Source organism: Streptomyces triculaminicus (assembly GCF_017349075.1).
Lineage (GTDB): Bacteria > Actinomycetota > Actinomycetes > Streptomycetales > Streptomycetaceae > Streptomyces > Streptomyces triculaminicus.
In genome coordinates this window covers 183469-206720 of record NZ_JAFMOF010000003.1, presented here as the reverse complement: position 1 = coordinate 206720, position 23252 = coordinate 183469, and the positions used below count along the sequence as shown (strand labels likewise).

At 73.7% G+C, this 23252-nt stretch carries 25 protein-coding genes; 7 read left to right on the top strand and 18 right to left on the bottom strand.

The window, feature by feature from the left end; genetic code table 11:
• Nucleotides 1-3 precede the first annotated feature (3 nt).
• From J1792_RS19550 to sigE, 3 genes are all read right to left on the bottom strand, one after another.
• Nucleotides 4-1893: a S1C family serine protease gene (locus J1792_RS19550; protein ID WP_207247906.1), complete on the bottom strand. Its 1890-nt coding sequence runs from the start codon at nt 1891-1893 to the stop codon at nt 4-6.
• A gap of 107 nt (nt 1894-2000) precedes the next feature.
• The gene (locus J1792_RS19545) at nt 2001-2738 is read right to left on the bottom strand and encodes an anti-sigma factor family protein (protein WP_086571061.1); all 738 of its coding nucleotides are present in this window, start codon (nt 2736-2738) and stop codon (nt 2001-2003) included.
• Complete coding sequence (sigE, locus tag J1792_RS19540) at nt 2735-3439, bottom strand: RNA polymerase sigma factor SigE (RefSeq protein WP_372446134.1); 705 nt, start codon at nt 3437-3439, stop codon at nt 2735-2737. Before sigE ends, J1792_RS19545 begins: the two co-directional genes overlap by 4 nt.
• Nucleotides 3440-3687: 248 nt before the next feature.
• Here sigE and J1792_RS19535 point away from each other — a divergent pair, with 248 nt between their 5' ends.
• Nucleotides 3688-4353, top strand: a complete 666-nt coding sequence (locus J1792_RS19535; protein ID WP_086571058.1) for an O-methyltransferase — start codon at nt 3688-3690, stop codon at nt 4351-4353.
• Nucleotides 4354-4499: 146 nt separating this feature from the next.
• Here J1792_RS19535 and J1792_RS19530 read toward each other — a convergent pair whose 3' ends face one another.
• Complete coding sequence (locus J1792_RS19530) at nt 4500-4667, bottom strand: DUF3117 domain-containing protein (RefSeq protein WP_179198936.1); 168 nt, start codon at nt 4665-4667, stop codon at nt 4500-4502.
• Between the two features lie 306 nt (nt 4668-4973).
• On the opposite strand from J1792_RS19530, the gene chcB reads away from it, so the two are divergent.
• Entirely contained in the window at nt 4974-5774 is an 801-nt protein-coding gene (gene chcB, locus J1792_RS19525) for a 2-cyclohexenylcarbonyl CoA isomerase (RefSeq protein ID WP_086571056.1), read from the top strand.
• 88 nt (nt 5775-5862) lie between these two features.
• Here the strand turns inward: chcB and J1792_RS19520 are convergent, their stop codons facing one another.
• Both J1792_RS19520 and J1792_RS19515 read right to left on the bottom strand, forming a co-directional pair.
• Nucleotides 5863-6450, bottom strand: coding sequence for a DNA-3-methyladenine glycosylase I (locus J1792_RS19520; protein WP_086571055.1), 588 nt, complete (start codon nt 6448-6450; stop codon nt 5863-5865).
• Complete coding sequence (locus tag J1792_RS19515) at nt 6443-6856, bottom strand: cell division protein DivIVA (protein ID WP_086571053.1); 414 nt, start codon at nt 6854-6856, stop codon at nt 6443-6445. The genes J1792_RS19520 and J1792_RS19515 overlap by 8 nt, the downstream gene beginning before the upstream one ends.
• A 107-nt stretch (nt 6857-6963) precedes the next feature.
• Here J1792_RS19515 and folP point away from each other — a divergent pair, with 107 nt between their 5' ends.
• Complete coding sequence (gene folP / locus J1792_RS19510) at nt 6964-7824, top strand: dihydropteroate synthase (protein WP_086571051.1); 861 nt, start codon at nt 6964-6966, stop codon at nt 7822-7824.
• A gap of 22 nt (nt 7825-7846) precedes the next feature.
• Here the strand turns inward: folP and J1792_RS19505 are convergent, their stop codons facing one another.
• The gene (locus tag J1792_RS19505; RefSeq protein ID WP_086571049.1) at nt 7847-8596 is read right to left on the bottom strand and encodes an LOG family protein; all 750 of its coding nucleotides are present in this window, start codon (nt 8594-8596) and stop codon (nt 7847-7849) included.
• 71 nt (nt 8597-8667) lie between these two features.
• A complete protein-coding gene (gene dapE / locus J1792_RS19500) occupies nt 8668-9747 on the bottom strand; it encodes a succinyl-diaminopimelate desuccinylase (RefSeq protein ID WP_086571047.1) in 1080 nt (359 codons plus the stop codon).
• A gap of 74 nt (nt 9748-9821) precedes the next feature.
• Here dapE and J1792_RS19495 point away from each other — a divergent pair, with 74 nt between their 5' ends.
• The gene (locus tag J1792_RS19495) at nt 9822-10742 is read left to right on the top strand and encodes a VldE C-terminal domain-containing protein (RefSeq protein ID WP_086571063.1); all 921 of its coding nucleotides are present in this window, start codon (nt 9822-9824) and stop codon (nt 10740-10742) included.
• A 299-nt stretch (nt 10743-11041) separates the two neighbouring features.
• Nucleotides 11042-11437: a hypothetical protein gene (locus J1792_RS19490; protein ID WP_086571046.1), complete on the top strand. Its 396-nt coding sequence runs from the start codon at nt 11042-11044 to the stop codon at nt 11435-11437.
• A gap of 88 nt (nt 11438-11525) precedes the next feature.
• On the opposite strand, the gene dapC is transcribed toward J1792_RS19490, so the two are convergent.
• Nucleotides 11526-12623 carry a succinyldiaminopimelate transaminase gene (gene dapC, locus J1792_RS19485; RefSeq protein WP_086571044.1) on the bottom strand — a complete coding sequence of 366 codons (1098 nt, stop codon included), beginning with the start codon at nt 12621-12623 and terminating at the stop codon, nt 11526-11528.
• A gap of 108 nt (nt 12624-12731) precedes the next feature.
• Nucleotides 12732-13055, bottom strand: coding sequence for a ferredoxin (fdxA, locus tag J1792_RS19480; RefSeq protein ID WP_086571042.1), 324 nt, complete (start codon nt 13053-13055; stop codon nt 12732-12734).
• 114 nt (nt 13056-13169) lie between these two features.
• On the opposite strand from fdxA, the gene J1792_RS19475 reads away from it, so the two are divergent.
• Both J1792_RS19475 and J1792_RS19470 read left to right on the top strand, forming a co-directional pair.
• A complete protein-coding gene (locus J1792_RS19475) occupies nt 13170-14183 on the top strand; it encodes a GNAT family N-acetyltransferase (RefSeq protein WP_086571040.1) in 1014 nt (337 codons plus the stop codon).
• A 64-nt stretch (nt 14184-14247) separates the two neighbouring features.
• Entirely contained in the window at nt 14248-15087 is an 840-nt protein-coding gene (locus J1792_RS19470) for a transglutaminase family protein (protein WP_207248151.1), read from the top strand.
• A 22-nt stretch (nt 15088-15109) separates the two neighbouring features.
• On the opposite strand, the gene J1792_RS19465 is transcribed toward J1792_RS19470, so the two are convergent.
• The 8 genes from J1792_RS19465 to J1792_RS19430 form a co-directional block, all read right to left on the bottom strand.
• Nucleotides 15110-15745 carry a response regulator transcription factor gene (locus J1792_RS19465; protein ID WP_278251581.1) on the bottom strand — a complete coding sequence of 212 codons (636 nt, stop codon included), beginning with the start codon at nt 15743-15745 and terminating at the stop codon, nt 15110-15112.
• Nucleotides 15746-15761: 16 nt separating this feature from the next.
• Nucleotides 15762-16961, bottom strand: a complete 1200-nt coding sequence (locus J1792_RS19460) for a sensor histidine kinase (protein ID WP_307843049.1) — start codon at nt 16959-16961, stop codon at nt 15762-15764.
• Between the two features lie 43 nt (nt 16962-17004).
• The gene (locus J1792_RS19455; protein ID WP_086567976.1) at nt 17005-17748 is read right to left on the bottom strand and encodes an ABC transporter permease; all 744 of its coding nucleotides are present in this window, start codon (nt 17746-17748) and stop codon (nt 17005-17007) included.
• Nucleotides 17745-18704, bottom strand: a complete 960-nt coding sequence (locus J1792_RS19450; RefSeq protein ID WP_207247905.1) for an ABC transporter ATP-binding protein — start codon at nt 18702-18704, stop codon at nt 17745-17747. The genes J1792_RS19455 and J1792_RS19450 overlap by 4 nt, the downstream gene beginning before the upstream one ends.
• A gap of 163 nt (nt 18705-18867) precedes the next feature.
• A complete protein-coding gene (locus tag J1792_RS19445) occupies nt 18868-21408 on the bottom strand; it encodes a hypothetical protein (protein ID WP_207247904.1) in 2541 nt (846 codons plus the stop codon).
• Between the two features lie 181 nt (nt 21409-21589).
• Nucleotides 21590-21967, bottom strand: a complete 378-nt coding sequence (locus J1792_RS19440) for a DUF6113 family protein (RefSeq protein WP_086573162.1) — start codon at nt 21965-21967, stop codon at nt 21590-21592.
• Nucleotides 21968-21978: 11 nt separating this feature from the next.
• Nucleotides 21979-22869, bottom strand: a complete 891-nt coding sequence (mshB, locus tag J1792_RS19435) for an N-acetyl-1-D-myo-inositol-2-amino-2-deoxy-alpha-D-glucopyranoside deacetylase (protein WP_086573150.1) — start codon at nt 22867-22869, stop codon at nt 21979-21981.
• A gap of 96 nt (nt 22870-22965) precedes the next feature.
• Complete coding sequence (locus tag J1792_RS19430; protein WP_086573151.1) at nt 22966-23160, bottom strand: hypothetical protein; 195 nt, start codon at nt 23158-23160, stop codon at nt 22966-22968.
• Nucleotides 23161-23252 lie beyond the last annotated feature (92 nt).

Here is a 23252-nt window from a genome sequence, read left to right as displayed (position 1 = left end):
GGCTCAGCGAGCACTCGCCGACCCGAGGGTCAGCCGCAGGTCCTGTTCCTTGCCGTCCCGCTCGACGGTCAGGGTCATGGAGTCGCCCGGACGGTGGCTGCGGATCTTGATGATCAGCTCCCTGCCGCTGTGCACGGACACCCCGTCCACCTTCTTGATCACGTCCCGGGGACGGACGCCCGCCTTGTCGGCGGGGCCGCCGGAGGTGACGCCCTTGGTGTCGCCGCCGTCCGAGTTCACCCGGGCGCCGTCGCCCGTATAGGCGTTGTCGAGGGAGACCCCGATGACCGGATGGGTGGCCCGGCCGGTGTTGATCAGCTCCTCGGCGACCCGCTTGGCCTGGTTGATCGGTATGGCGAAGCCCAGCCCGATGCTGCCGCCCTGACCGCCGGACTCCGACTCGCCCGCGGAGCGGATGGCGCTGTTGACCCCGATGACGCGGGCCCGGGAGTCCATGAGGGGACCGCCGGAGTTGCCCGGGTTGATGGGGGCGTCGGTCTGCAGGGCGTCGACGTAGCTGACGTCGCTGCCGTCCTGCTTCTTGCCGCCGGCGGTGATCGGGCGCTCCTTGGCGCTGATGATCCCGGTGGTGACCGTGCCGGCGAGGTCGAAGGGGGCGCCGATGGCGACGACGGAGTCGCCGACGCGTACGGAGTCGGAGTTGCCGAGGGCCAGCGGGGTGAGGTTGGAGACCCCGGAGACCTTGATGACGGCCAGGTCGTAGCCGCCGTCCCGGCCGACGAGGGTGGCCTTGGCGGTCTGGCCGCCGTTGAAGGTCACGGATATGGAGCCGCCGGAGCCGGCGGGCTGCACCACGTGGTTGTTGGTGAGGATGTGGCCCTTGTTGTCCAGGACGAAGCCGGTGCCGGTGCCCTGTTCGCCGCTGCCGCTGACGTGGATGGTGACCACGCCCGGCAGCGCCCGGGCGGCGATCCCGGCGATGCTCCCGGCCGGCCTGTCGCCCGCCTCGGCGGACGCCTGGGGCAGCGTCACGCTGTGCCCCATCCCGCCGTCCCGCTCCAGCCACGCCCCGAGGCCTCCGCCGATCGCCCCGGCGACCACCGCGACGACGGCCGCCCCGGCCAGGATCCGCCCCTTGGACGGCACCTTCGCCGGCGCCGGCGCCCCGGCCGCGACCGCGGCGGCGGCCGCGGACGCCGCCCAGGGGTCGTACTGCCAGGGGCCCTCCGGGCCGGGCGTGAGGTGTGGGTGCGCGTGCGCGTGCGGCGCGGGCATGACCGTGCCGTCGGCGGGGGCCGGGCCAGGGTGGCCCTGGGGGCCGGCCTGCGGGTATGCCTGCGGGTGGGCTGCTACGGGCGGTACGGCCGTGCCCTGCGGCGGGGTGACGCCGAGGTGGGGCCGGTCATCCGCCGGCGCGTGCGGCGGCACGACGGCGTCTCCCGCCGCGGCCGGGACATCCGCTGCCGGGGCGGCCGGAGCGGGCAGCGGGAAGTCCGCCGGCTCCTCGGCCGCCGCGGAAGCGGCCGGCTGCCCGTACGCCGGGGCGGGGGCGGCGTCCTGCGGCAGGGTGTGGCCCGGATACGGCGACGCGGCCGGCACCGGCGTGCCCTGGGCCGGGGTCGGACCCGGCTGCGGATACGCCGGCGCGCCCGGAACAGCCGTGCCGTGGGCTGGGGTGACCGTGGGGCGCTGGACGGGCGGGGCGGGGGCCCAGGGGCCGGGGCGGCCGTAGGGAGGGGTGCCGTACGGGTCGGGCGCGTGCAGGGGCACGGGCGCGCCACCGGTCGCCTCGGGGCCGGGCACGGCGGGCGTGACCGGCGCCGCCTCCGGCAGGAGCCACTGATCCGCTTCCGGCTGCTCGCCGGTACGTGGGCGTCGTCGTTGCCACCACTGCGGCTTGGGCGCGGAGGACCGCGCCTTCCCCTCGTCCATCCCTCTCCCCACCGTTCGTCCGGAGGCGCGCATACCGAAAGCACGCGCGCCCCAACGACGATTACACCAGGTCCTGACGGGTGTGCGGAGAGGGCGGTGGGGATGGGTCAGCGGGCCGGGGCCTCCGACAGGGCCCGGTAGCTGCGGACGAGCGGCGGGAGCACCGGGGCGTCGGAGGGACGCAGCAGGGAGACCCCGAGGGAGGGGGGCGCCCCCAGCGTGGTCGCCGTGTGGACGGCGTCGCGCTCCAAGTGGTGACCCGGCGTCATGGCGAGGGAGGTCGTCGCCGCGGTGGGGCCGCCGCCCCGGGCCCGGGGCGTCTCCACGGCCGTCTCCAGCGGCTGGGCGCCGACCAGCGCGAACGCCGCCAGCGAGACCGCTCCGGCCGCCGCGAAGGCGAACCGGCGCCCGCGCGTACCGCCGCCGCGGGCGTCCTGGCCGGCCCGGGGGACGGGATGGACGCGGAAGCCGCGGTCACGGGGCGCGCCGACGGCCGCCGGCAGCAGGGCGAACTCCTCGGCCCGGGAGCCGAGGCCACCTCTTCCCGCGTCGTCACCGCGATCCCGGCCGCCGGGCCGCTCGCCGCCGCGGTCGTCGCCGGTCCCGCCGGCCGGCAGGCCCTGCAGCCGGGCCAGCAGGGAATCGGACAGCGGCGGTGGCGCGGCCTGGGCGAACGCGCTTTTGAGCCGGCGCTGCGCGTCGGCTTCCGCTTTGCATTTCCAGCAGGTGGCGAGGTGCGCGAGCACCCGCTCCCGCGAGTCGTGTCCCAACTCCCCGTCGACCAGGGCCGCGAGGCGGTCGCCGAGATGGATCTCGGCGGGGGACTGACCGCCTGAACCGCTCACGCGATCCCTACCTCCCCACCCAACGGCAGGCCGGGCGCCGCGACGGCCACGGCACGCTGCTCGGCCCGGGCGGCGGGCGAGCGGTGCTGGAGCGCCTTGCGCAGGTGGGAGCGGCCGCGGTGGATGCGGCTGCGGACGGTGCCGAGCTTCACGCCGAGCGTCGCGGCGATCTCCTCGTAGGACAGGCCCTCGATGTCGCACAGGACGACGGCGGCGCGGAACTCCGGGGCGAGCGTGTCCAGCGCCTGCTGGACGTCGGCGTCGAAGTGGGTGTCGTTGAAGTGCTGCTGGGGGGAGGGCTCACGGCTGGGCAGCCGCTCGGCCGCGTCCTCGGCGAGCGCGTCGAAGCGGATGCGCTGGCGCCGGCGGACCATGTCCAGGAAGAGGTTGGTGGTGATGCGGTGCAGCCACCCCTCGAACGTTCCCGGGGTGTACGTGGACAGCGAGCGGAAGACGCGGACGAAGACCTCCTGCGTGAGGTCCTCGGCGTCGTGCTGGTTGCCTGTGAGGCGGTAGGCGAGGCGGTAGACCCGTGCGCTGTGCGTGCTGACGATCTCCTCCCAGGTGGGAGGGGTCCACGCCGACGGGTCCGCATCGGTGGCGAAGGTCGCGGTGGTTGCGGAGGCAGCGGTGTGGGAACGGTCAGCGGTGTAGGTCACGGATTTCGGCTCGGGAGCGGACCTGCGGAAGCGCCTCAGCACTCCCCGGCGGTCGCGGCCCGCAGCCGCACCTCCCCTGTCGGCTCTGGTGGTGTCCAGTGGAGCCCCTACCATATCCACCTCGCCCGTTAGCTCCGGATAAGCATTTTTGACCCGGTTTTTGTTCTCATCCCGCCATGATCAGCGACGAGCGGCCGGAGCTTGCGGTTCCCGCCGTTCCACGTACCCCTCGGCCCTTCCAACGCCCGGTCCCATCTGCGAGTTCCCGTGGTCAGCGGATACAGTCACGGTTGCGTCGACTACGGGGACAGGAGAGGGCCATTACCGGCAACCAGCAGACGAGCTGGGCGTTCGCCGATGTGTTCGTCGCCGAGGACGAGGCGCTGCGCTGGGCCCGGGACCGGGCCTACGAGGCAGGTCTCCGCTCGGTGTCGAACGGCACCGGCGGGGCGCTGCGCCTGCTCGCCGCCGCTGTGGACGCCAAGGCCGTCGCCGAGATCGGCACCGGCACCGGGGTCTCCGGCATCCACCTCCTGCACGGCATGCGCCCGGACGGAGTGCTGACGACCGTCGACAGCGACCCGGAGTGCCAGCAGTTCGCCCGGCAGGCGTTCCGCGCCGCCGGCTTCGCCGGCAACCGCGCGCGCTTCATCCCCGGCCGCGCCCTGGAGGTCCTGCCGCGGCTGGCCGACGGGGGCTACGACCTGGTCTTCTGCGACGGTGACCGACTGGAGTGCCTCGACTACCTAGCCGAATCGTTGCGCCTGCTGCGCCCGGGCGGACTGGTCTGTTTCGAGGGGGTCTTCGCCGACGGCCGTACCGTCGACTCCGCCCTGCCGCCCGCCGAGGTGCAGCGGGTGCGCGAACTTCTGCGGGCCGTGCGGGAGTCCACCGCGCTGGTGCCGTCCCTGCTGCCGGTGGGCGACGGGCTGCTGTGCGCGGTCCGGCGCGGCTGAGGCAGGTGGGGGCGGTGTCCGGCCGGGGGCGGCGTACGCCGGTGACGACCATAACGGCCGGGTCGGCGGCCGCGGACACACCGCCGCCCCGGAACCGGGGTGAGCCGGTGGCCGGGGCGGTGCGGGAGAATTCGTGGTGCCGTGCGTCAGGCGGTGACCTTCTCCAGGGCCTCGCCGAGAGCCTTGGCCTCGTCCGGGGTCAGCTCGACGACGAGACGACCGCCGCCCTCGAGCGGAACCCGCATGACGATGCCCCGCCCCTCCTTGGTCACCTCGAGCGGGCCATCGCCCGTCCGCGGCTTCATGGCCGCCATGCTCGTTCCCCTTCCTGAAACCAGCTCATCGTGCCGACGGCCCTCTGGAAGGGCACGCGTCACCGGCATCGAACACATTGCTTCCAGGCCATTATCCCGCATCGCGCGACCCAATGACCAACATCAGTCGGCAACCCTTCGGCAACGCGCTGCCGCAAAACCACTCAATTCGGGGATCGGACGCCCCTCGTCCATCCCCCCGGAGGGCACTATGTCCCTCGATTCTTTGACGCAGGTCACATATCGGGGCCCGATGATCTCCGGCATGCTGAGCCCATCCGCAGCCGACCGAGGGAGGGACCGCACATGGCGGACGCCGTGCTGTACGAGGTGACCGACGGGCTGGCGACGATCACGCTGAATCGTCCCGATGCCATGAACGCGCTGAACACCGAGACCAAGGTCGCCCTGCGCGACGTCCTGCGGCAGGCCGCCGACGACCCGGCGGTACGGGCGGTGCTGCTCACCGCCACCGGCCGTGCCTTCTGCGTCGGGCAGGACCTCAAGGAGCACGTGGCCTCCCTGGCGGCCGACCGTGAGAACGGCACGCGCGTGACCATGGACACCGTCAGGGATCACTACAACCCCATCGTCACGGCGATCACCCGGATGCCCAAGCCGGTCGTCGCCGGGGTGAACGGCGTCGCGGCGGGCGCGGGCGCGGGCTTCGCCTTCGCGGCCGACTACCGCGTCGTCGCGGACTCCGCCTCGTTCAACACCTCGTTCGCCGGGGTGGCCCTCACCGCCGACTCGGGAGTCTCCTGGACCCTCCCCCGCCTCATCGGCCACAGCCGGGCCAGCGATCTGCTGCTCTTCCCCCGCAACGTCACCGCGGAGGAGGCCCGGGAGCTGGGCATCGCCAACAAGGTCGTCCCGGCGGCGGACCTCGCCGCCGAGGCCGAGGCCGTGGCCCGGCGCCTGGCGCAGGGCCCGACGGCCGCCTACGCGGCGATCAAGGAGTCGCTGGCGTACGGGGCGGACCACTCTCTGGAGGAGACCCTGGCCAAGGAGGACGAGCTGCAGGAGAGGGCGGGCGCGTCGGAGGACCACGGCATCGCCGTCGCGGCCTTCCTCGGCAAGGAGAAGCCGCGCTTCGTCGGCCGCTGACCCGACGGTCCGGGGCCACGACCGGGGCTGCGTCCGGAGCCGCGTCCGGGGCCCTGGACGCCCCGCGCCCCGGACCGGGCTCCGGACCTCAGCCTCGTACGTGGCAGTCCGCTAGGTGGTCGTTCACCAGCCCGCACGCCTGCATCAGGGCGTAGGCCGTCGTCGGACCGATGAAGCGGAACCCCCGCTTCTTGAGGTCCTTGGCCAGCGCCGTCGACTCCGGTGTGATCGCGGGCACGTCGGCGAACGTCCGTGGCGCGGGCCGCCCGGCGGGCGGGGCGTACGACCAGACGATCCCGTCGAGCTCACCCGGTGCCAGCTCGGCCGCCGCCCGGGCGTTCGCCAGCGCCGCCGCGATCTTCGCGCGGTTGCGGATGATGCCCGGGTCGGCCAGCAGCCGCTCCTCGTCCGCCGCGGTGAAGGCCGCCACCTTGGGAATGGAGAAGTCCGCGAAGGCGGCCCGGAATCCCTCCCGGCGGCGGAGGATCGTCAGCCACGACAGCCCGGACTGGAAGGACTCCAGGCATATCCGCTCGTAGAGCGCGTCGTCGCCGTGCACCGGCCGGCCCCACTCCGTGTCGTGGTACGCGCGGTAGTCCGCGCGGGACTCCGCCTCCAGGCCCCACGGGCAGCGCGCCAGCCCGTCCGGCCCGATGACCGCTCCGCCGTCACTCATCCTTCTCCCCCTCCTCCGCGGCCTTCCCGGCCCGCGGCGCGTCCTGCGCACCGGCCGCGTCGGCAGCGTCCGTCCCACGCGGCATCAGCCCGAGGCCGCCTATCGCCGCCGCCTGCGCCCCGGCCAGCGCGGCCTCCAGCTCGGCGATGCGCGCGTCGCGCTCGGCGAGCTCGGCGCCGAGCCGGTCCAGGGCGTCGTCGGTCTCCGTCATGCGGTAGCCGCGCAACGCCAGCGGCAGCCGCAGCGACTCCACGTCGGCACGGCCCAGCTGCCGGCCGGCCGGCAGCGGCCAGGCCATCCGGTCCTGCCCGGCCTCGGGCAGCACACCGCCGCTGCCGCCCCCGGCGACGGCGAGCGTCACCGCGGCGACCACCACGACCAGCGCGATGAGCAAGAACCAGAACACGGCTGTCTCCCCGTATGTCCTCCGTCAGCCAAACCGTCCACCCCGATCGTGCCATGCCGCACTGACAGTTAAGGTCGCTGGCGGACCTTGGAGAGGGAGTACCGAAGATGCTGCGGCTGGGACGACGCGAGTTCGACACGCACGAGCCGGTGATCATGGCGATCGTCAACCGGACCCCCGACTCGTTCTACGACCAGGGGGCCACCTTCGCCGACGAGCCCGCCCTGGCCCGGGTCGAGCAGGCCGTGACCGAGGGCGCCGCCATCATCGACATCGGCGGGGTGAAGGCGGGCCCCGGGGCCGAGGTGAACGCCGAGGAGGAGGCGCGGCGGACGGTCGGCTTCGTGGCCGAGGTGCGCCGGCGTCACCCGGACGTGGTCATCAGCGTCGACACCTGGCGGCACGAGGTCGGCGAGGCGGTCTGCGAGGCGGGCGCGGACGTGCTCAACGACGCGTGGGGCGGGGCGGACCCCAAGCTGGCCGAGGTCGCGGCCCGTTACGGGGCGGGGCTGGTGTGCACCCACGCCGGCGGCGTCGCCCCGCGCACCCGGCCGCACCGCATCGCCTACGACGACGTGATGGAGGACATCCTGCGGGTCACGGTCGGGCTGGCCGAGCGGGCCGTGGAACTCGGGGTGCGGCGCGACGGCATCATGATCGACCCGGGGCACGACTTCGGGAAGAACACCCGGCACTCGCTGGAGGCCACCCGCCGCCTGGAGGAGATGACGCGGACGGGCTGGCCGGTGCTGGTCTCGCTGTCCAACAAGGACTTCGTCGGCGAGACCCTCGACAAGCCGGTCAAGGAGCGCGTCCTGGGCACGCTCGCCACGACGGCCGTCTCGGCGTGGCTGGGTGCTCAGGTCTACCGCGTCCACGAGGTGGCGGAGACCAAGCAGGTGCTGGACATGGTGGCCTCCATCGCCGGCCACCGCGCGCCCGCGGTGGCCCGGCGAGGGCTGGCCTGACGGCCCGGCGGCGGACGGCCGGCTAGGCGCCCGCCTCCTTCGTGACGACGCCGATGGCCTCCTCCACGTCGTCGGTGATGTGGAACAGCTGCAGGTCCTGCAGTCCGGCCTTGCCCTGGGCGACGAGGGTGTGGGTGAGCCAGTCCACCAGGCCCTGCCAGTAGGCGGTGCCGAAGAGCACGATCGGGAAGCGGGTGACCTTCTTCGTCTGGACGAGCGTGAGCGCCTCGAAGAGCTCGTCCAGCGTGCCGAGGCCGCCCGGCAGCACCACGAACCCGCTCGCGTACTTCACGAACATCGTCTTGCGGACGAAGAAGTACCGGAAGTCCACGCCCAGGTTCACATAGGGGTTGATCCCCTGTTCGAAGGGCAGCTCGATGCCGAGGCCGACGGAGACGCCGCCGGCCTCCATCGCGCCCTTGTTCGCGGCCTCCATCGCGCCGGGCCCGCCGCCGGTGATGACCGCGAAGCCGGCCTCCACCAGGCCGCGCCCGATGGCCTCGCCGGCCTCGTACTCCGGCGAGCCCGGACTCGTCCGGGCCGAGCCGAACACACTGATCGCCGGGGGCAGTTCGGCCAGCGCGCCGAAGCCCTCGACGAACTCGGACTGGATGCGCAGGACCCTGAACGGGTCCTCGTGCACCCAGTCGGCCGCCCCCCGGGTGTCCAGCAGATGCTGGTCGGTGGTGCCCGCCTGCATCTGGCTCTGCCGCCGTACGACCGGCCCCCGGCGCTGCTCCCGCGGGGCGCGCGCCCCCTCGGAATGGACCATACCGAGCTCCCTCCGCTGCATGTCGTCGGATTCGATGCGCTTCAGGGTAGGCCCGCTAGGGGGCCGTACCGTCAGCTCGTCAGCCAGGCCCGCAGCCGCTCCTCGCACCGCGTGATCCGCTCGGCCACCACGTGCTCGTTCCGCTTGTGGGCGTAGAGCGGGTCGCCCGGGCCGTAGTTGACGGCGGGGACGCCGAGCGCGCTGAAGCGGGCCACGTCCGTCCAGCCGAACTTGGGCCGGGCCGCGCCGCCGACGGCCTCCATGAAGGCCACGGCCGCCGGGTGGGTCAGCCCCGGCCGGGCGGCGGGCGAGTGGTCGTCGACGACGAACTCCGTCACGCCGCAGCCGTCGAAGAACTCGCGCACGTAGGCGAGCGCCTCCTCCTCGGTGCGGTCCGGGGCGTAGCGGAAGTTCACCGTCACGGCACAGGCGTCGGGGATGACGTTGTTGGCGACGCCGCCCTCGATCCGTACGGCGTTGAGGCCCTCGTGGTACTCCAGGCCGTCGACGAGGGGCCGGCGCGGCTCGTACGCGGCGAGGCGGGCGAGGACCGGGGCCGCGGCGTGGACGGCGTTGGAGCCCATCCAGGCGCGCGCCGAGTGGGCGCGCTCGCCCTCGGTCCTGAGGATCACCCGCAGCGTCCCCTGGCAGCCGCCCTCGACCTCGCCGTCGGAGGGCTCGAGGAGGATGGCGAAGTCGCCCGCCAGCCAGTCCGGGTGCGCCTCGGCGACGTGGCCGAGGCCGTTGAGGTGGGCGGCGACCTCCTCGTTGTCGTAGAAGACGAAGGTCAGGTCGCGGTTGGGCGCGGTGACGGTCTTCGCGACGCGCAGCTGGACGGCGACGCCGGACTTCATGTCGCTGGTGCCGCAGCCCCACAGGACGCCGTCGCCGTCCAGCCGGGAGGGGACGTTGTCCGCGATGGGGACGGTGTCGATGTGCCCGGCCAGGACGACGCGCTCGGCGCGCCCGAGGTGGGTGCGGGCGACCACGTTGTTGCCGTGGCGGTCGACGGTCAGGTGCGGCAGGGCGCGCAGTTCGCGCTCGATGGCATCGGCGAGGGCCTTCTCGTCACCGCTCTCGGAACGGAAGTCGACGAGCGCTGCGGTGAGGGCGACGGCGTCGAGGGACAGGTCCAGTGCGGTGTGATCCATGCCGGCGAGCCTAACGCGACCGCCGGTACGGTCCGGAGCGGTCCGGGACCGGTCTCTGAAGTAACGTGGCCCGCATGTCCCGGATCATCGTCACCCGCCGTGGCCGACTGCTGCGTACCGTGGCCGCCTGCGCCGTGCTGCTGGCGCTGGTCGGGTACGTGGTGGCGCAGCTGGTGACCGGCGGTCCGGGGGCTCCGCGCTGTGTGGTGCGGGCGAACGGCGAGTCGTACTCCCTCTCCCCCGAGCAGGCCGTGAACGCGGCGACGATCTCGGCCGTGGGGTCCGCCCGCGGGCTTCCGGAGCGGGCGGTGACGATCGCGCTGGCGACCGCGATGCAGGAGTCGGGGCTGCGCAACATCCATCACGGCGACCGTGATTCGCTGGGCCTTTTCCAGCAGCGGCCCACCCAGGGCTGGGGCACCGCGCGGCAGATCACGGACCCGGTCTACGCGTCCGGGAGGTTCTACGACCACCTGGTGCGGGTGCCGGGCTATTCGCGGCTGCCGCTGACGGTGGCCGCCCAGAAGGTGCAGCGCAGCGGCTTCCCGCAGGCGTACGCCAAGCACGAGCCGGACGCCTCGCTGCTGGCCTCGGGTCTGACGGGCCGCGCGGCGGGCGCGTTCAGCTGCACGAAGAGCCCGGACGACGGCAAGGCGGGCGATCCGGTGGCGGTGCGGGCGAAGCTGGCCCGCGAGTTCGGCTCCGGGGCGCCGGCCACGACGATGGCCGACACGGGCCGCGCCGGGGCGGTCGCGTCGCGCACGGTGGTGGTGCCGGTGCGGGCGGACCGGGAGGCGGCGCCGGACGAGCCGGCCCGGCGCGGCTGGGAGCTGGCGTCCTGGGCGGTGGCCCATGCGGCGGAACTGCGCATCGAGCGCGTTTCCTTCGGCGGCCGGGCGTGGACGGCGGAGGATTCCGCGGACGGCTGGCGGGCGTCCGGCCGTGAGGCGGCCGGGGACGCCGCCGGGACCGTTCGCATCACGACCGTTCGTTAGTGCGATCGTCCCCTCTCCGGAGGTAAGTGCCGCATACGGGAGTTGCCGCACCCCGCGCCGCCTCCCGCCATCCGCACGCTTGCCCGACGGACCCCCGTCGACCTTGTGATCAAAGGCTTTTCGGCCTTGCCGATCGATTGACAACCTGACCGGTTTGACGGGGTTTCGGTAGAGCTGATTATGCGACGCATTACTTACTCTTTACCTTGGCCCACCGCAACCTTCGAGGGGCTCACGCGGTAGTCACAGCGTCCGCTCGCCGGACTGCAACCGAACTCCCACTCCGTCAAAGGAGCAACATGTCCCTCCCCCTCACGCGCCGGATCGCCCGCGTGGCCCTGCTCGTCGCGGCGGGTGCCGCTCCCGTCGTCGGCGCGGCCGGCTCCGCCAGCGCGGCGGCGCTGCCCCAGGCCACGGACCTCGCGCCGGTCAGCGCGCTGGACACCACGACCGCGAGCAAGACCGTCGGCGCCGCCTCCGAGCAGGCCGGATCCGTCGCGTCGGGCGTCGGGAGCAAGGCCGTCCACACCGCCGTACCGGCCGCCACCGGCGCGGTGCAGAAGGCCGGCAGCGAGACCCTCCCGGCCGTCAACAAGCAGGCGGGCAAGGTCGTCGGCAGCGGCGCCCAGGCCCTCGGCGGCACCGTCCAGGGCGCCACCAAGGGCGGCCTGCCCCAGGTTCCGCTGGGCGGCTGACCGGACCGGCACACGGCACCGAGAAGCACCGAGGGGGCCCGGGAGTACATCTCCCGGGCCCCCTTCGCGTAGGCGTCGTGCGTAGCGGCTACTGGGCCAGACGGCGGACCGCCGCCTCCACACGCTCATCGGTCGCGGTGAACGCGACGCGTACGAAGCGCTCGCCCGCCACGCCGTAGAACTCGCCCGGCGCGACGAGGACGCCGCGCTCGGCGAGGCTCCCCACCGTCTCCCAGCACGGCTCGTCCCGCGTCGCCCACAGGTACAGCGAGGCCTCGCTGTGCTCGATCCGGAAGCCGGCGCCCTCGAACGCGGCGCGCAGCGCGGCCCTGCGGGCGGCGTAGCGGGCGCGCTGCTCGGCGACGTGGGCGCTGTCGCCCAGCGCCGCGACGGTGGCGGCCTGGACGGGCGCGGGGATCATCATTCCGCCGTGCTTGCGGATCTGCAGCAGCTCGCCGAGGACGGCGGCGTCGCCGGCGAGGAACGCCGAGCGGTAGCCGGCCAGGTTGGAGCGCTTGGAGAGGGAGTGGACGGCGACGATGCCCTCGTACGAGCCGCCGCACACCTCCGGGTGCAGCACGGAGACCGGCTCGGTCTCCCAGCCCAGCTCCAGGTAGCACTCGTCGCTGAAGACCAGCACGTCGTGCTCGCGCGCCCAGGCCACCGCGGCGCGCAGCTCGTCCTTGGACAGCACCCGGCCGGTGGGGTTGGAGGGGGAGTTCAGCCAGAGCAGCCGCACGCCCGTGGGGTCGAGCTCCGTGGGGTCGTCGTAGACGACGGGCTCGGCGCCGGCCAGGCGCGCGCCCACCTCGTAGGTGGGGTAGGCCAGGCGCGGGTAGGCGACCTTGTCCCCGGCGCCGAGGCCGAGCTGGGTCGGCAGCCAGGCCACCAGCTCCTTGGAGCCGACCACCGGCAGCACGTTGGCGTGGGTCAGTCCCTCGGCGCCCAGGCGGCGCTCGGCCCACCCGGTGAGCGCGTCCCGCAGCGCGGCCGTGCCCCAGACCGTGGGATAGCCCGGGCTGTCGGCGGCGTCGGTCAGGGCCTGCCGGATCACCGCCGGCACCGGGTCGACGGGGGTGCCCACCGACAGGTCCACGATGCCGTCGGGGTGGGCGGCGGCCGTGGCCTTGTACGGCTCGAGCCGGTCCCAGGGGAAGACGGGGAGGCGGGAAGAGACTGCGCTCACGGTGCTCGCTGCTCGCTCTCTTGCGTGAGGGAGGGGTGGTGCGTGGTGCGTGGGGAAACGCCGCGGCCCCGTACGGCTCAGGGCCGTACGGGGCCGCGGCGGTGCCGCTCAGCCTTCGGACTGGGGCGGCAGCTCGGCGATGAAGGGGTGGTCGCGCTCGATCAGGCCCAGCTTCGAGGCACCACCGGGCGAGCCGAGCTCGTCGAAGAACTCGACGTTCGCCTTGTAGTAGTCCTTCCACTCCTCGGGAGTGTCGTCCTCGTAGAAGATGGCCTCGACCGGGCAGACCGGCTCACAGGCACCGCAGTCGACGCATTCGTCCGGGTGGATGTACAAGGACCGGGAGCCCTCGTAGATGCAGTCGACGGGGCACTCCTCGATGCACGCCTTGTCCTTCACGTCGACACAAGGCTGCGCGATGACGTAGGTCACGCTGTCGTTCCTCCTCGGTAGGGCTCATTTCGCGCGGGAGCGCGGCGTCGTCGATGCCCACACCTAGTATCTCCCTCCCCGGGCACATGACGAACAAGAGGGGCTGGCAGAGCTGTGGAATTCACCACGGGCGGAAGGCTGGAAGTCCGGATCAACGCCGCGGACGTGGGCAAGCGTGTCTCCGTACGGCACTTGAACGCCTCCGGCACGTCGCCGGAACGCTTCACCGACGCCGTCGGCATGCTCGACTCCTGGGAGGGCGGTGTGCTGCGGATCACACGCCGGAACGGCGAAACCGTCGAGATCCCGGAGTCCACGCTGGTCGCCGGCAAGGTCGTGCCGATGACGCCGGCCCGGCGCCGCGGCCCCGCCGCCACGCTCCGTGAGCTCCAGGAGACCGCCTCCCGCGGCTGGCCGCCGCGCGAGAGCGAGCGGCTCGGCGACTGGACGCTGCGCGCGGCCGGCGGCTTCACCGCCCGGGCCAACTCGGTGCTGCCCCTGGGCGACCCCGGGCTGCCGCTGCCGGCCGCGCTGGACCGGGTGACCGCCTGGTACGCCGAGCGCGGGCTGAGCGCGTGTGTGCAGGTCACGACGGGTGACCCGGACCGGGACGCGCTGCTGGACGCCGAGCTGGAGCGGCGCGGCTGGGCCGCCGAGCGGCACGCCCTGATGCGCACCGCCGCGCTGGCCCCGATCGCCGATACGGGTGCCGACACGGGGCGGGTGCGGTTGACCCGCGAGCCGGACGAGGCCTGGACGGCCGCGTACGGGCGTACGGGCGCGGCGAGCGAGGACGCGGCGGCGGTGCTGACGGGCGGGCCGTCGGTGTGGTTCGCGACCGTGCCCGGCGAGGCCGGCGAGGAGCACCCGGCGGCCATAGGGCGCTGTGTCGTCGACGGGCGCTGGGCGGGCTTCGCGGCCCTGGACGTGCGCCCCGAACGGCGGAGGGAGGGGCTGGGCACCCTGGTGATGGCCCGGCTCGCCGAGCAGGCCCTGAGCGAGGGCGCCTCGGCCGCGTATCTGCAGGTGGAGACGGACAACGGCCCGGCGGCCGCCCTCTACGACGAGCTCGGCTTCACCACCCACCACGGCTACCACTACCGTCGCGAGCCGCTGCGCCGGCCGTGAGCGCGGTCGCACCATGGAGACCGGCGGTGGCTGCGCCACCGCCCCGAGCGGGTACGAGGCACCCATGTACGACGACATCACCGGACGACGGCGGGACTTCACCCAGGCGGCCCGGGAGGACCGGCCCGACCTCGCGCTGCTGTGCCTCATGGTCGCCGCGGAGGCCGGCGCGGGGCTGCCCGAGGAGGACATCGACGCGGCCCAGATCGAGCTGGACCGGCTGGCCGGGCTGCTGCCCGCGCTGGGGCGGCACGCCGAGCCGCGGCGCTGGGCGGAGGCCCTCGCCGGGCTGCTCGGCGAGCGCTGCGGCTTCCACGGCTCACCGGCCGACTACCGCAGGCTGGAGTCCTCGCTGCTCCCCGAGGTCCTCAGGCGGCGGCGCGGCCTGCCGATCCTGCTGTCGGTGGTGTGGATGGAGGTGGCCCGGCGGGCCGGCGCGCCCGTGTACGGGGTCGCGCTGCCGGGCCACTTCGTCGTCGGCTTCGGCGACCCGGCCGGCCGGCACGTCCTGGCCGACCCCTTCGACGGCGGCCGGACGCTGTCCGAGGAGGAGGCGGGCCTGCTCGTCGCGGGCGCGACGGGCGCACCGCTGGCGCCGTCGATGTTCTCCCCGGCCGAGCCCCTGGAGATCGTCCTGCGCGTCCTGAACAACATCCGCGCCTGGGCCGCCGCCCGCCCCGAGCGCAGCGACGTCCAGCTGTGGGCCGTCGAGCTGTCCCTGCTGCTCCCCACCCACCCGGCCCGGCTGCGCTACGAACGCGCCGAGCTCCTCGTCGAGCGTGGCGACTTCGTCCGCGGCGCCCGCGAGCTGGAGGAGTACGCGGCGGTCATCGACCCCGTGGAGCCGGCGGCGGCCGAGTCCGTCCGCCAGCAGGCGCTCGCCGCGCGGGCCATGCTCAACTGAGGACCGCCCGGGCGCGGCCGGCTCAGAGCCAGCCCTTGTCCCGGGCGATCCGTACGGCCTCCGCGCGGTTGCGGGCGCCCGTCTTCTGGATCGCCGTGGAGAGGTAGTTGCGCACGGTCCCGTGCGAGAGGTGCAGCGAGGCGGCCAGCTCGGCGTTGGTGGAACCGTCGGCGGAGGCCGCGAGGACCGCGCGCTCGCGGTCGGTGAGGGGGTTGGCGCCCTCGGCCAGCGCGGCGGCCGCGAGCGTGGGGTCGATGACGCGCTCGCCGCGCAGCACGCGGCGCACCGCGTCGGCCAGCTGGGCCGCCGGGGCGTCCTTGACCAGGAACGCGTCCGCGCCGGACTCCATGGCCCGGCGCAGATAGCCGGGCCGGCCGAAGGTCGTGAGGATCACGACCTTGAGGCACGGCAGCTCCCGGCGCAGCAGGGCCGCCGCGTCCAGCCCGGTCATTCCCGGCATCTCGATGTCCAGCAGGGCCACGTCGACGGGGGTGGCGCGGGCGGCGGCCAGGACCTCGTCGCCGCGGGCCACCTGGGCGACGACGTCGATGTCGCCCTCCAGCCCGAGCAGCGCGGCCAGCGCCTCTCTGACCATGGACTGGTCCTCGGCGAGGAGGACACGAACGGCGGCATCTGCGGGCGGCGGTGCTGAGGTCACGCCGACAGCGTAGAGGTCAGGCCGCGACCCGTCGTGAGAGCGGTACGTACGCCCGCAGGCGGAACCCGGCGCGCGGCCCGGGCCCGGTCTCCAGTCGGCCGTCGGCCAGGGCGAGGCGCTCGGTGAGGCCGGTCAGGCCGTTGCCGTGGGCGCCCCCGGGCCCCCGGCCGTCGTCGGTGACGGTCAGGCACAGCTCGTCCCCCGTCTCCTCGACCGCGATCTCGCAGCGGCGCGCCCCGCTGTGCCGCACCACGTTGGTCACCGCCTCCCGCAGCGCCCACGCCAGCGCCCCCTCCTCGTCCGGAGCGAGGTCGGCGTGGCCGGAGTCGGAGTGGCCGGAGTCGGCGTGGCCTACGGAGACGCGGGTCAGGTCGGCGGCGATGCCGGCGGCGGCCAGGGCGGTCCGCGCCCCGGCCAGCTCGGCGTCCAGCGTGGGGCGGCGGAAGCCGCTCACCGCCTCCCGGACGTCCACCAGCGCCTGCCGGCTCACCCGCTCGATGTCGGCGACCTGCTGGGCCGCCGCCTCGGGCTTGTCCGGCAGCATCCGCCCGGCCAGCTCGCTCTTGAGCGTGATGAGCGAGAGCGAGTGCCCCAGCAGGTCGTGCAGGTCCCGGGCGAGCCGCAGCCGCTCCTCGTTCGCGGCGAGGTGCGCCACCGTGGCCCGGGCCTCGCGCAGCTCCCGCATCGTGCGGCCCATCTGCACGACGGCCATCATCGCCCCGCCGCCCAGCAGCGTGGGCAGGACCAGCAGCAGCATCTCGGCCGTGCCGAACCCGTTCAGCACGCCGAGCGCGGCCACCGTCAGCGCGATGGCCGGAACGACCCGCAGCCCCCACTTCAGCGGCAGCTGGACGCCGCTGGAGATGGACACGTAGACCAGGAGCACCGTCCACGACGGCCCGAGGGTCAGCGTCAGCGTCACCGCCAGCACGTACAGCCCGCCCAGCAGGCGGTTCCGCCAGGGGACGAGGTGCTCCGGGCGCGGGCCGAGGACCAGGAAGAAGTAGCCGAGGACGAAGGAGACCAGCGCCACCCACCCCACGGCCGTCACCGCGGCCGTGTGCCGGTCCTCGGTCAGGTCCTCCACCGCGTAGTAGAGGTAGGACATGTAGAGGAAGGTCCAGCAGCCCTTGGCGATCATCTGCCGCCAGTCCTCCGGCGCCCTGCCGACCTGGATGAAGCCACCCATCACCTGCTGGTCCCCGTGTTCCTTCACCCTCGTAGTCTCCCCCGGACCCGGCAGCGGCCATGACATGACGTCACGCCTTGTGGGTGTCCTTGCGGTACAGCCACGCGGCCGCGCCGCCGAACAGGGCGAGGTAGGCGACCATGATGGCCACGTCCTTCAGATGCGGTGCGCCGCCCTGCTCGATGGCCTGGCCGAGCGCGGCGTAGGCGTGGGTGGGCACCCACTCCGCGATGTCCTGCAGCCACTGCGGGAAGACGGCCGTCGGCATCCACAGGCCGCCCAGCATCGACAGGCCGAAGTAGATGATGAAGGTGATGGGGCGTACGGCGTCGCCCGTGGCCAGGTAGCCGACGGCCACGCCGAGCGCGGCGAAGACGATGCTGCCGGCCCAGATCACGGCCGTGAGCGCGAGCCACTGCCACGCCGCGTCGAAGCGCACGTCCTTGACGATCGCGGCGACGGCGAACACGGCCAGGATCGACGGGAGCGAGACCACGGCGGCCGAGGCGACCTTCGCCGTGACGTAGCCGCGCCCGGGCAGCGAGGTGAGGCGCAGCTGGCGCACCCAGCCCTTCTCCCGCTCCTTGGCTATCTTCTCGCTGTTGCCGACCAGGACGGCGGTGATCGCGCCGAAGGAGGCCATCGACACCATCATGATCAGGGGCAGGGTGAGGCCTGTGTTCCCGACCTTCTCCGTGGCGCTCGCGCCGCCCGCGATCATCAGATAGAGCGCCGCCGGATAGATCACCGAGAAGAACATGAACTTCTTGTTGCGCAGGGTGCGCGTGATTTCCAGCTTGATCAGGGTGTTCATCGGGAAACCGCCTCCTCGGCGGCCGCGGCGTCGGTGATGGCGATGAAGGCCTGCTCCAGGCCCAGGCCCGCGACCTCGAGGTTGCGGGGGTAGAGGCCGAGCCCGTACAGGGCGTGCACGGTGGCGTCGGCGTCGTGGGACTGGATGCGGACCGTGCGGCCCGATATCTCCAGGGAGGCCAGGAACGGCAGCTCGCGCAGGGCGGCCTCGCCGATGTGCCCCTCGAGGTCGAAGACGATGCGGCGGGCGCCGGCCTTCGCCTTGATCTCGGCGGCGGAGCCGTCCGCGAGCACCCGGCCGCGGTGCAGCACGATCACGCGGTCCGCGATCGCGTCGGCCTCCTCCAGGTAGTGGGTGGCGAACAGGACCGCGCGGCCCTCGTTCGCCTGCTCCCGCATCACGCCCCAGAACGCCTGGCGGGCCGTGACGTCCATGCCGGTCGTCGGCTCGTCGAGCACGATCAGGTCGTTGGCCCCCGCCGTGGCCATGGCGAACCGCACCCGCTGCTCCTGGCCGCCGGAGAGCTTGTTGACCATGCGGTCGGCGATCTCGGTGATGCCCGCCTGCTCCATGACGCGCTCGAAGGGGTACGCGTTGCGGTGCAGGTCGCAGGCCAGCTTCACCAGCTCGCGGACCTTCACGTCCTCCATCAGCCCGCCGGACTGCAGCATCGCGCCGACCCTGCCCTGCTCGATGGCCTGCTGCGGCGTGGTGCCGAAGACCTCGACGCGGCCCGCGTCGGGGTTGCGCAGGCCCAGGAGCAGGTCGAGGGTGGAGGACTTGCCGGCGCCGTTCGGGCCGAGCAGGGCGACGGTCTCGCCGGGGTACAGGTCCAGGTTCAGGCCGGAGACGGCCCGCACGGTGCCGTAGCTCTTGCTGACGTTCTCGAAGCTGACCACGGGTGAGCCGGTCCGATGCCGCCCGTCCCCCGTGATCGCGGTAGCGGTTGTGGTCATGGGGAAATCATCGCGAGAACGGGGCGCGGGCGGCAGTGTCAGCCGTCGTGAGCCCGCCATGACAGATGTCATGGGTGGGCCGGCATCCGTGAGGCCCCCGGGTACGCGGGAGCCCCCGCGCCACGAGGGACACGGGGGCTCACACGGGGAAGGACGGCCCGGCTCAGCTCAGCGGGATGACCCCGACCCGCTCGGCCGGCGTCTTGCCGCGCAGCGCCTTGTTGAGGGCGTTGGCGACGTCCTGCGGCATGACCGGCTTCTTCTCGCCGCTGCCGCGCTGGATGAGCACGCCGTTGAAGGCGGCGCCGTACAGCTCCTTGAGCGCGTCCAGGTCGTAGTTCTCCACGAGCTGGCCGTTGACCTCCTTGACGGAGAGGATCTTCGGCAGCGAGCGGTCCGGACCGAACTGGATCTTGTGCGCCGGGTCGGTCTGGACCGTGACCAGACCGGACATCGCGGGCTCCGCGAACTCCTTCATCTTCCGGTCGACCTCGGCCTTGGAGATCTTCGGCTGCTGCGCGGAGGTGGCCAGCGTGACGGGCTTGTCCTGGCCGGTGGCCGCGCGGTCGCGGTAGGCCTTGGAGATCGTCTTGACCGAGCCGTCGACGTCGATGCCCTCGTACGGCTGCCCGTACACGGCCACGGCCTTGCCCGGCTGGAACTTGATCGTCCCCTCCTTGGCACCGCCGCTCTCGCCGGCCAGCGTCTTGAGGGCGGCGGCCACCTTCTCCTCGTCCACGGTCACGGTCGGCTCGGCCGTCCGCGTGCCGCCGACGAGCGAGCCGAGGACGGTGACGGGGTTGTAGTCCTTCACCGCCGCCGCGCGCACGGTGGCCTGGGTGTCGATGGACAGGCCCGCCACGGACGGCTTGAGGTCGGCCGTCTTGCCGCCGATGGAGACCTTCAGCGGGGCGGTCGCCCGGTTGCCGAGGGCGGAGTCGAGCTTCTGGACGGCCTGTTCCTTGGACGTGCCGCCGATGTCGACGCCGAGCACGGTCGTGCCGTTGGGCACGTCCGCGTGGTCGAGCAGCAGCCCGGCCGCGTACGCGACGCCGACCAGGGCGACGAGGCCGCCGCCCAGGAGCACCAGCTTGTTGCGGCCCTTCTTCTTGGGCGCGCTCTTCGCGGCCTTGGCGCCCTTGGCCGGGGGCTTGGGAGCCGTGGCCGCCGCCGGGGGCTTGGGGACCGCCGGACCCGGCTTCGGCTTGGGCACGGGCACGCGCGGCGCGCCGCCGTCCGCTCCCGGCTTGGGGACCTGGCCGGCGGCCGGGGACACCGGCGGTACGCCGCTGACCAGCCGCTCGCCGGACGCCTGCGGGGAGCCGGCGGGCGCGGGCGCCTTGGCGCCGCGCTTCTTCTTGCCCTTGGCGCCGGGCTGGCCGCCACCGCTCCGGACGACGGGGGTGCCCTCGCGCGGAGTGTCCGTACGGCCGGGCGCGAAGGCCGCGCCGCCGGCGGGCATGCCGCCGATGGTGGGCGGCGGGAACTGCTGGGCGGCCGCGGCGCGGGCGTTCGCCTGCGCCGAGTCGCCGCCCGGAGCAGCGGCACCACCCGCGGCGGGGGCGCCGCCCGGCCAGTCGTCGCCGCCGCGGCGGCGCTTGGTGGGCGCGCCGCCGGGAGCGGACGCTCCGGCCGCCTGGCCGCCGCCCGCGGACGGGGTGACCGGCCAGTCGTCGACGGGCGGCTGCGGCATCGAGGCCGTCGTCGAGGGGTCGTTCGGCCACGGGGTGGCAGCGGTGGTGGAGGGGTCGTTGGACCAGGGCGTGGCGGCCGTGGTCGACGGGTCGCCGGGCAGCGGGGGCTGCGGCATGGCGCCCGTGGTCGACGGGTCGTTCGGCCAGGCGTTGCCCGGCGCGCCGGAGGCGCCCGGCCAGTCGTCGACGCCGGCCGCCGGGGCGCCGCCCGGAACAGGGGCACCACCGTTCATGGGCGCGCCGCCCTGCATGGCGCCGGCGCCCGGGAGGGGCGGCTGCGGCATCGCGGCGGTCGTCGAGGGGTCGTTCGGCCAGGGCGCGCCACCACCGGTGGGGGCACCGCCGGAGACGGGCGGAGCGGGCGGCTGCGGCAGCTGGTCGGCCCGGGGCGCGTCCTGCCAGACGCCGCCGCCCGCACCGGCGTTGCCGCCCATGCCGGCACCGGCGGCCATGCCCGCGCCACCGCCCGCGGGCGGGTTCTGGCCGCCGCCACGGCGCGGCAGCGGCGGCTGCTGCTTGCCGCCGCCCTTGGCCTGCTGGCCACCGCCCTTGGCCTGCTGACGGCGGGCCGCGGCGGGCGGGGGCGGCGGGGCGCCGCCGGCCTTGCGGGGCGCGAACCAGTCGCTGGGCTTGTCCCCGGAGCCGGGCTCCATGCCGGGCGGCGCCGCGCCGGGCGCACGCCGGTCGGAGCGCTTGGGACGGGTCGGCAGGCCCTCCTTGCGGTCGCTCGCGGGCGCCGGGGCCGGCGCGTCCGCGGGAGCCGCCTCGGCGGCCGGGGCCTCGTCGCCCAGGGGCGTACGCATGACGACCGGCGGAATCGGGCGCGAGCCGGGGATGTTGATGCGGATCCGCGTCGTCAGCGTGGTTTCGGTCTTCGGCTCACCGGGCTTGGCGGCAGCGGCGGCCGGATCCGCGTCGGGACCGGTCCCGTACGGCGGGGTGCCCGACGGGTAGGCGGCGCCACCGCGCCCCTGGGGCCCGGAGGACGAACTGTCAGATGCACGGCTCAAAGCAGGTTCTCCCGGATACTCTTTGCCGCCCTCGTTGACCTCGCTTTGGGTCGCCCATCGCCGGAGGCCAGGGGAGGCTCGGCGGCGCGCACAACCATACTGGCCACCACGGGCTCGTCATGGACGACCGCTGGTTCGGTCCCCCGGCCGGTCGGGTGCCGGACGGGTAAAAATCCCCACGTCACTTGCCAAGTCGGGCCGGAGGCCGTTCCGGTTGCGGCGATTTCGCGACCGTGGCGCACATCACAGCGACGATCATCCCGCCCAGCAGGAAGACGTACGAACCCAGTCCGGCGCCGAAGACGAAGTCGCCCTCCGGCCGGTTGGCGGCCAGGAACAGCACCGCGACCAGCCACCCGGCGCCCGGCACGGCACCGCCGGCCCTGCTGCGCATCGCCGTCGCGCCGCCGTAGCACAGCCCGGCGACGCCGAGCAGGGCCAGCAGCAACCCGGCGGGGAACCAGCCCCCTTGCACCAGCGCCCCGCCCGCCCCGACCAGCAGGCCGAGCAGCGCCAGTCCCAGATAGGCGAACAGACGTTTGGCGCTGGGGAGTCTCATCAGGCCGTCGTTCACGCGTCCACTCCGGCGAAGAGGTCGTCCTCGCGTCCGGCGGCGCCGGGCCGGCCCTTGACGAGCTTGTAGTACTCGGTGGGGAAGAGCGGCTGCCCCAGGTCGTTGGAGAGCGCGAAGAAGGGGCCGTCCACGGCGATCTGCGTGGCGTGGGCACGCATCGCGGCCGCCTTGCGCGGCGCGTGGGCGGCGGTGTCGACCGCGGCCGTCACCTCGTCGTCGGGCACCACGCCGGGGACGTCCTCGGGCGAGGCGATGCCGGGGAAGAGCTCCTTGTCGCGGCCCGCCGCGCGCAGCCGGGCGAAGCCCGCCTCCACAACGGACATCGGCACACAATTCCAGTAGATTTTCGCGATGTCGTACGGATCGCCCAAGTCCCGGCGGTACGCCGGTTCGGCGGCGAGTTCCGCCGCGCGCATCGCGACGCGGTGCGCCTTGATGTGGTCGGGGTGGCCGTAACCGCCGTCGGGGTCATAGGTGACGAGCACCTGCGGGCGCACCTCGCGGATCACCTCTACGAGCGACGCGGCCGCCTCGTCGAGGTCCGCCTGCCAGAAGGAGGCGGGGTCGGCGTTCTGCGGGGCGCCCATCATGCCGGAGTCGCGGTACTGCCCGGGGCCGCCGAGGAAGCGGTGGTCGGTGACGCCCAGCTCCTTCATCGCGGCGGCGAGTTCGCCCATGCGATGGGCGCCCAGGGTGTTGTCCCGGTCCGCGGCGAGATGCGCCAGTCCGGGCGGGATCACCTCGCCCTCCTCGCCGAGCGTGCAGGTCACGAGCGTGACAAGGGCACCCTCGGCGGCGTACTTGGCCATGGTCGCGCCGTTGTTGATCGATTCGTCGTCCGGGTGCGCGTGCACCAGGAGCAGCCGGCGGCCGGGAAGGTCGGTCATGACTCCAGCCTACGAGCCGCACGGGCCCGCCGGGGCGCCACCCGTCAGGCCGCACCCCGCACCCACCGCCCGTACGCCCCTCGCGCGCGCGGGCCGTCAGAACTTGATGTTGCTGATCATCCCCGTGACGCTGGTGGTCAGCTGGTTCAGCGTGGGGGCGATGGACGAGCTGGCGAGGTAGAAGCCCAGCAGCACGCAGATCGCGGCGTGGCCCGCCTTCAGCCCGGACTTCCGGACCAAAAGGAAGACGATGATCGCCAGCAGCACCACCGCCGAAATCGAAAGTGCCACAGCGGCTCACCTCCAGGTACGCGCGGTCGGACGGACGGCATACGAATGCCCGGGTGGCATACGACGCCAGGGGAGTCATATCCACTATGCGC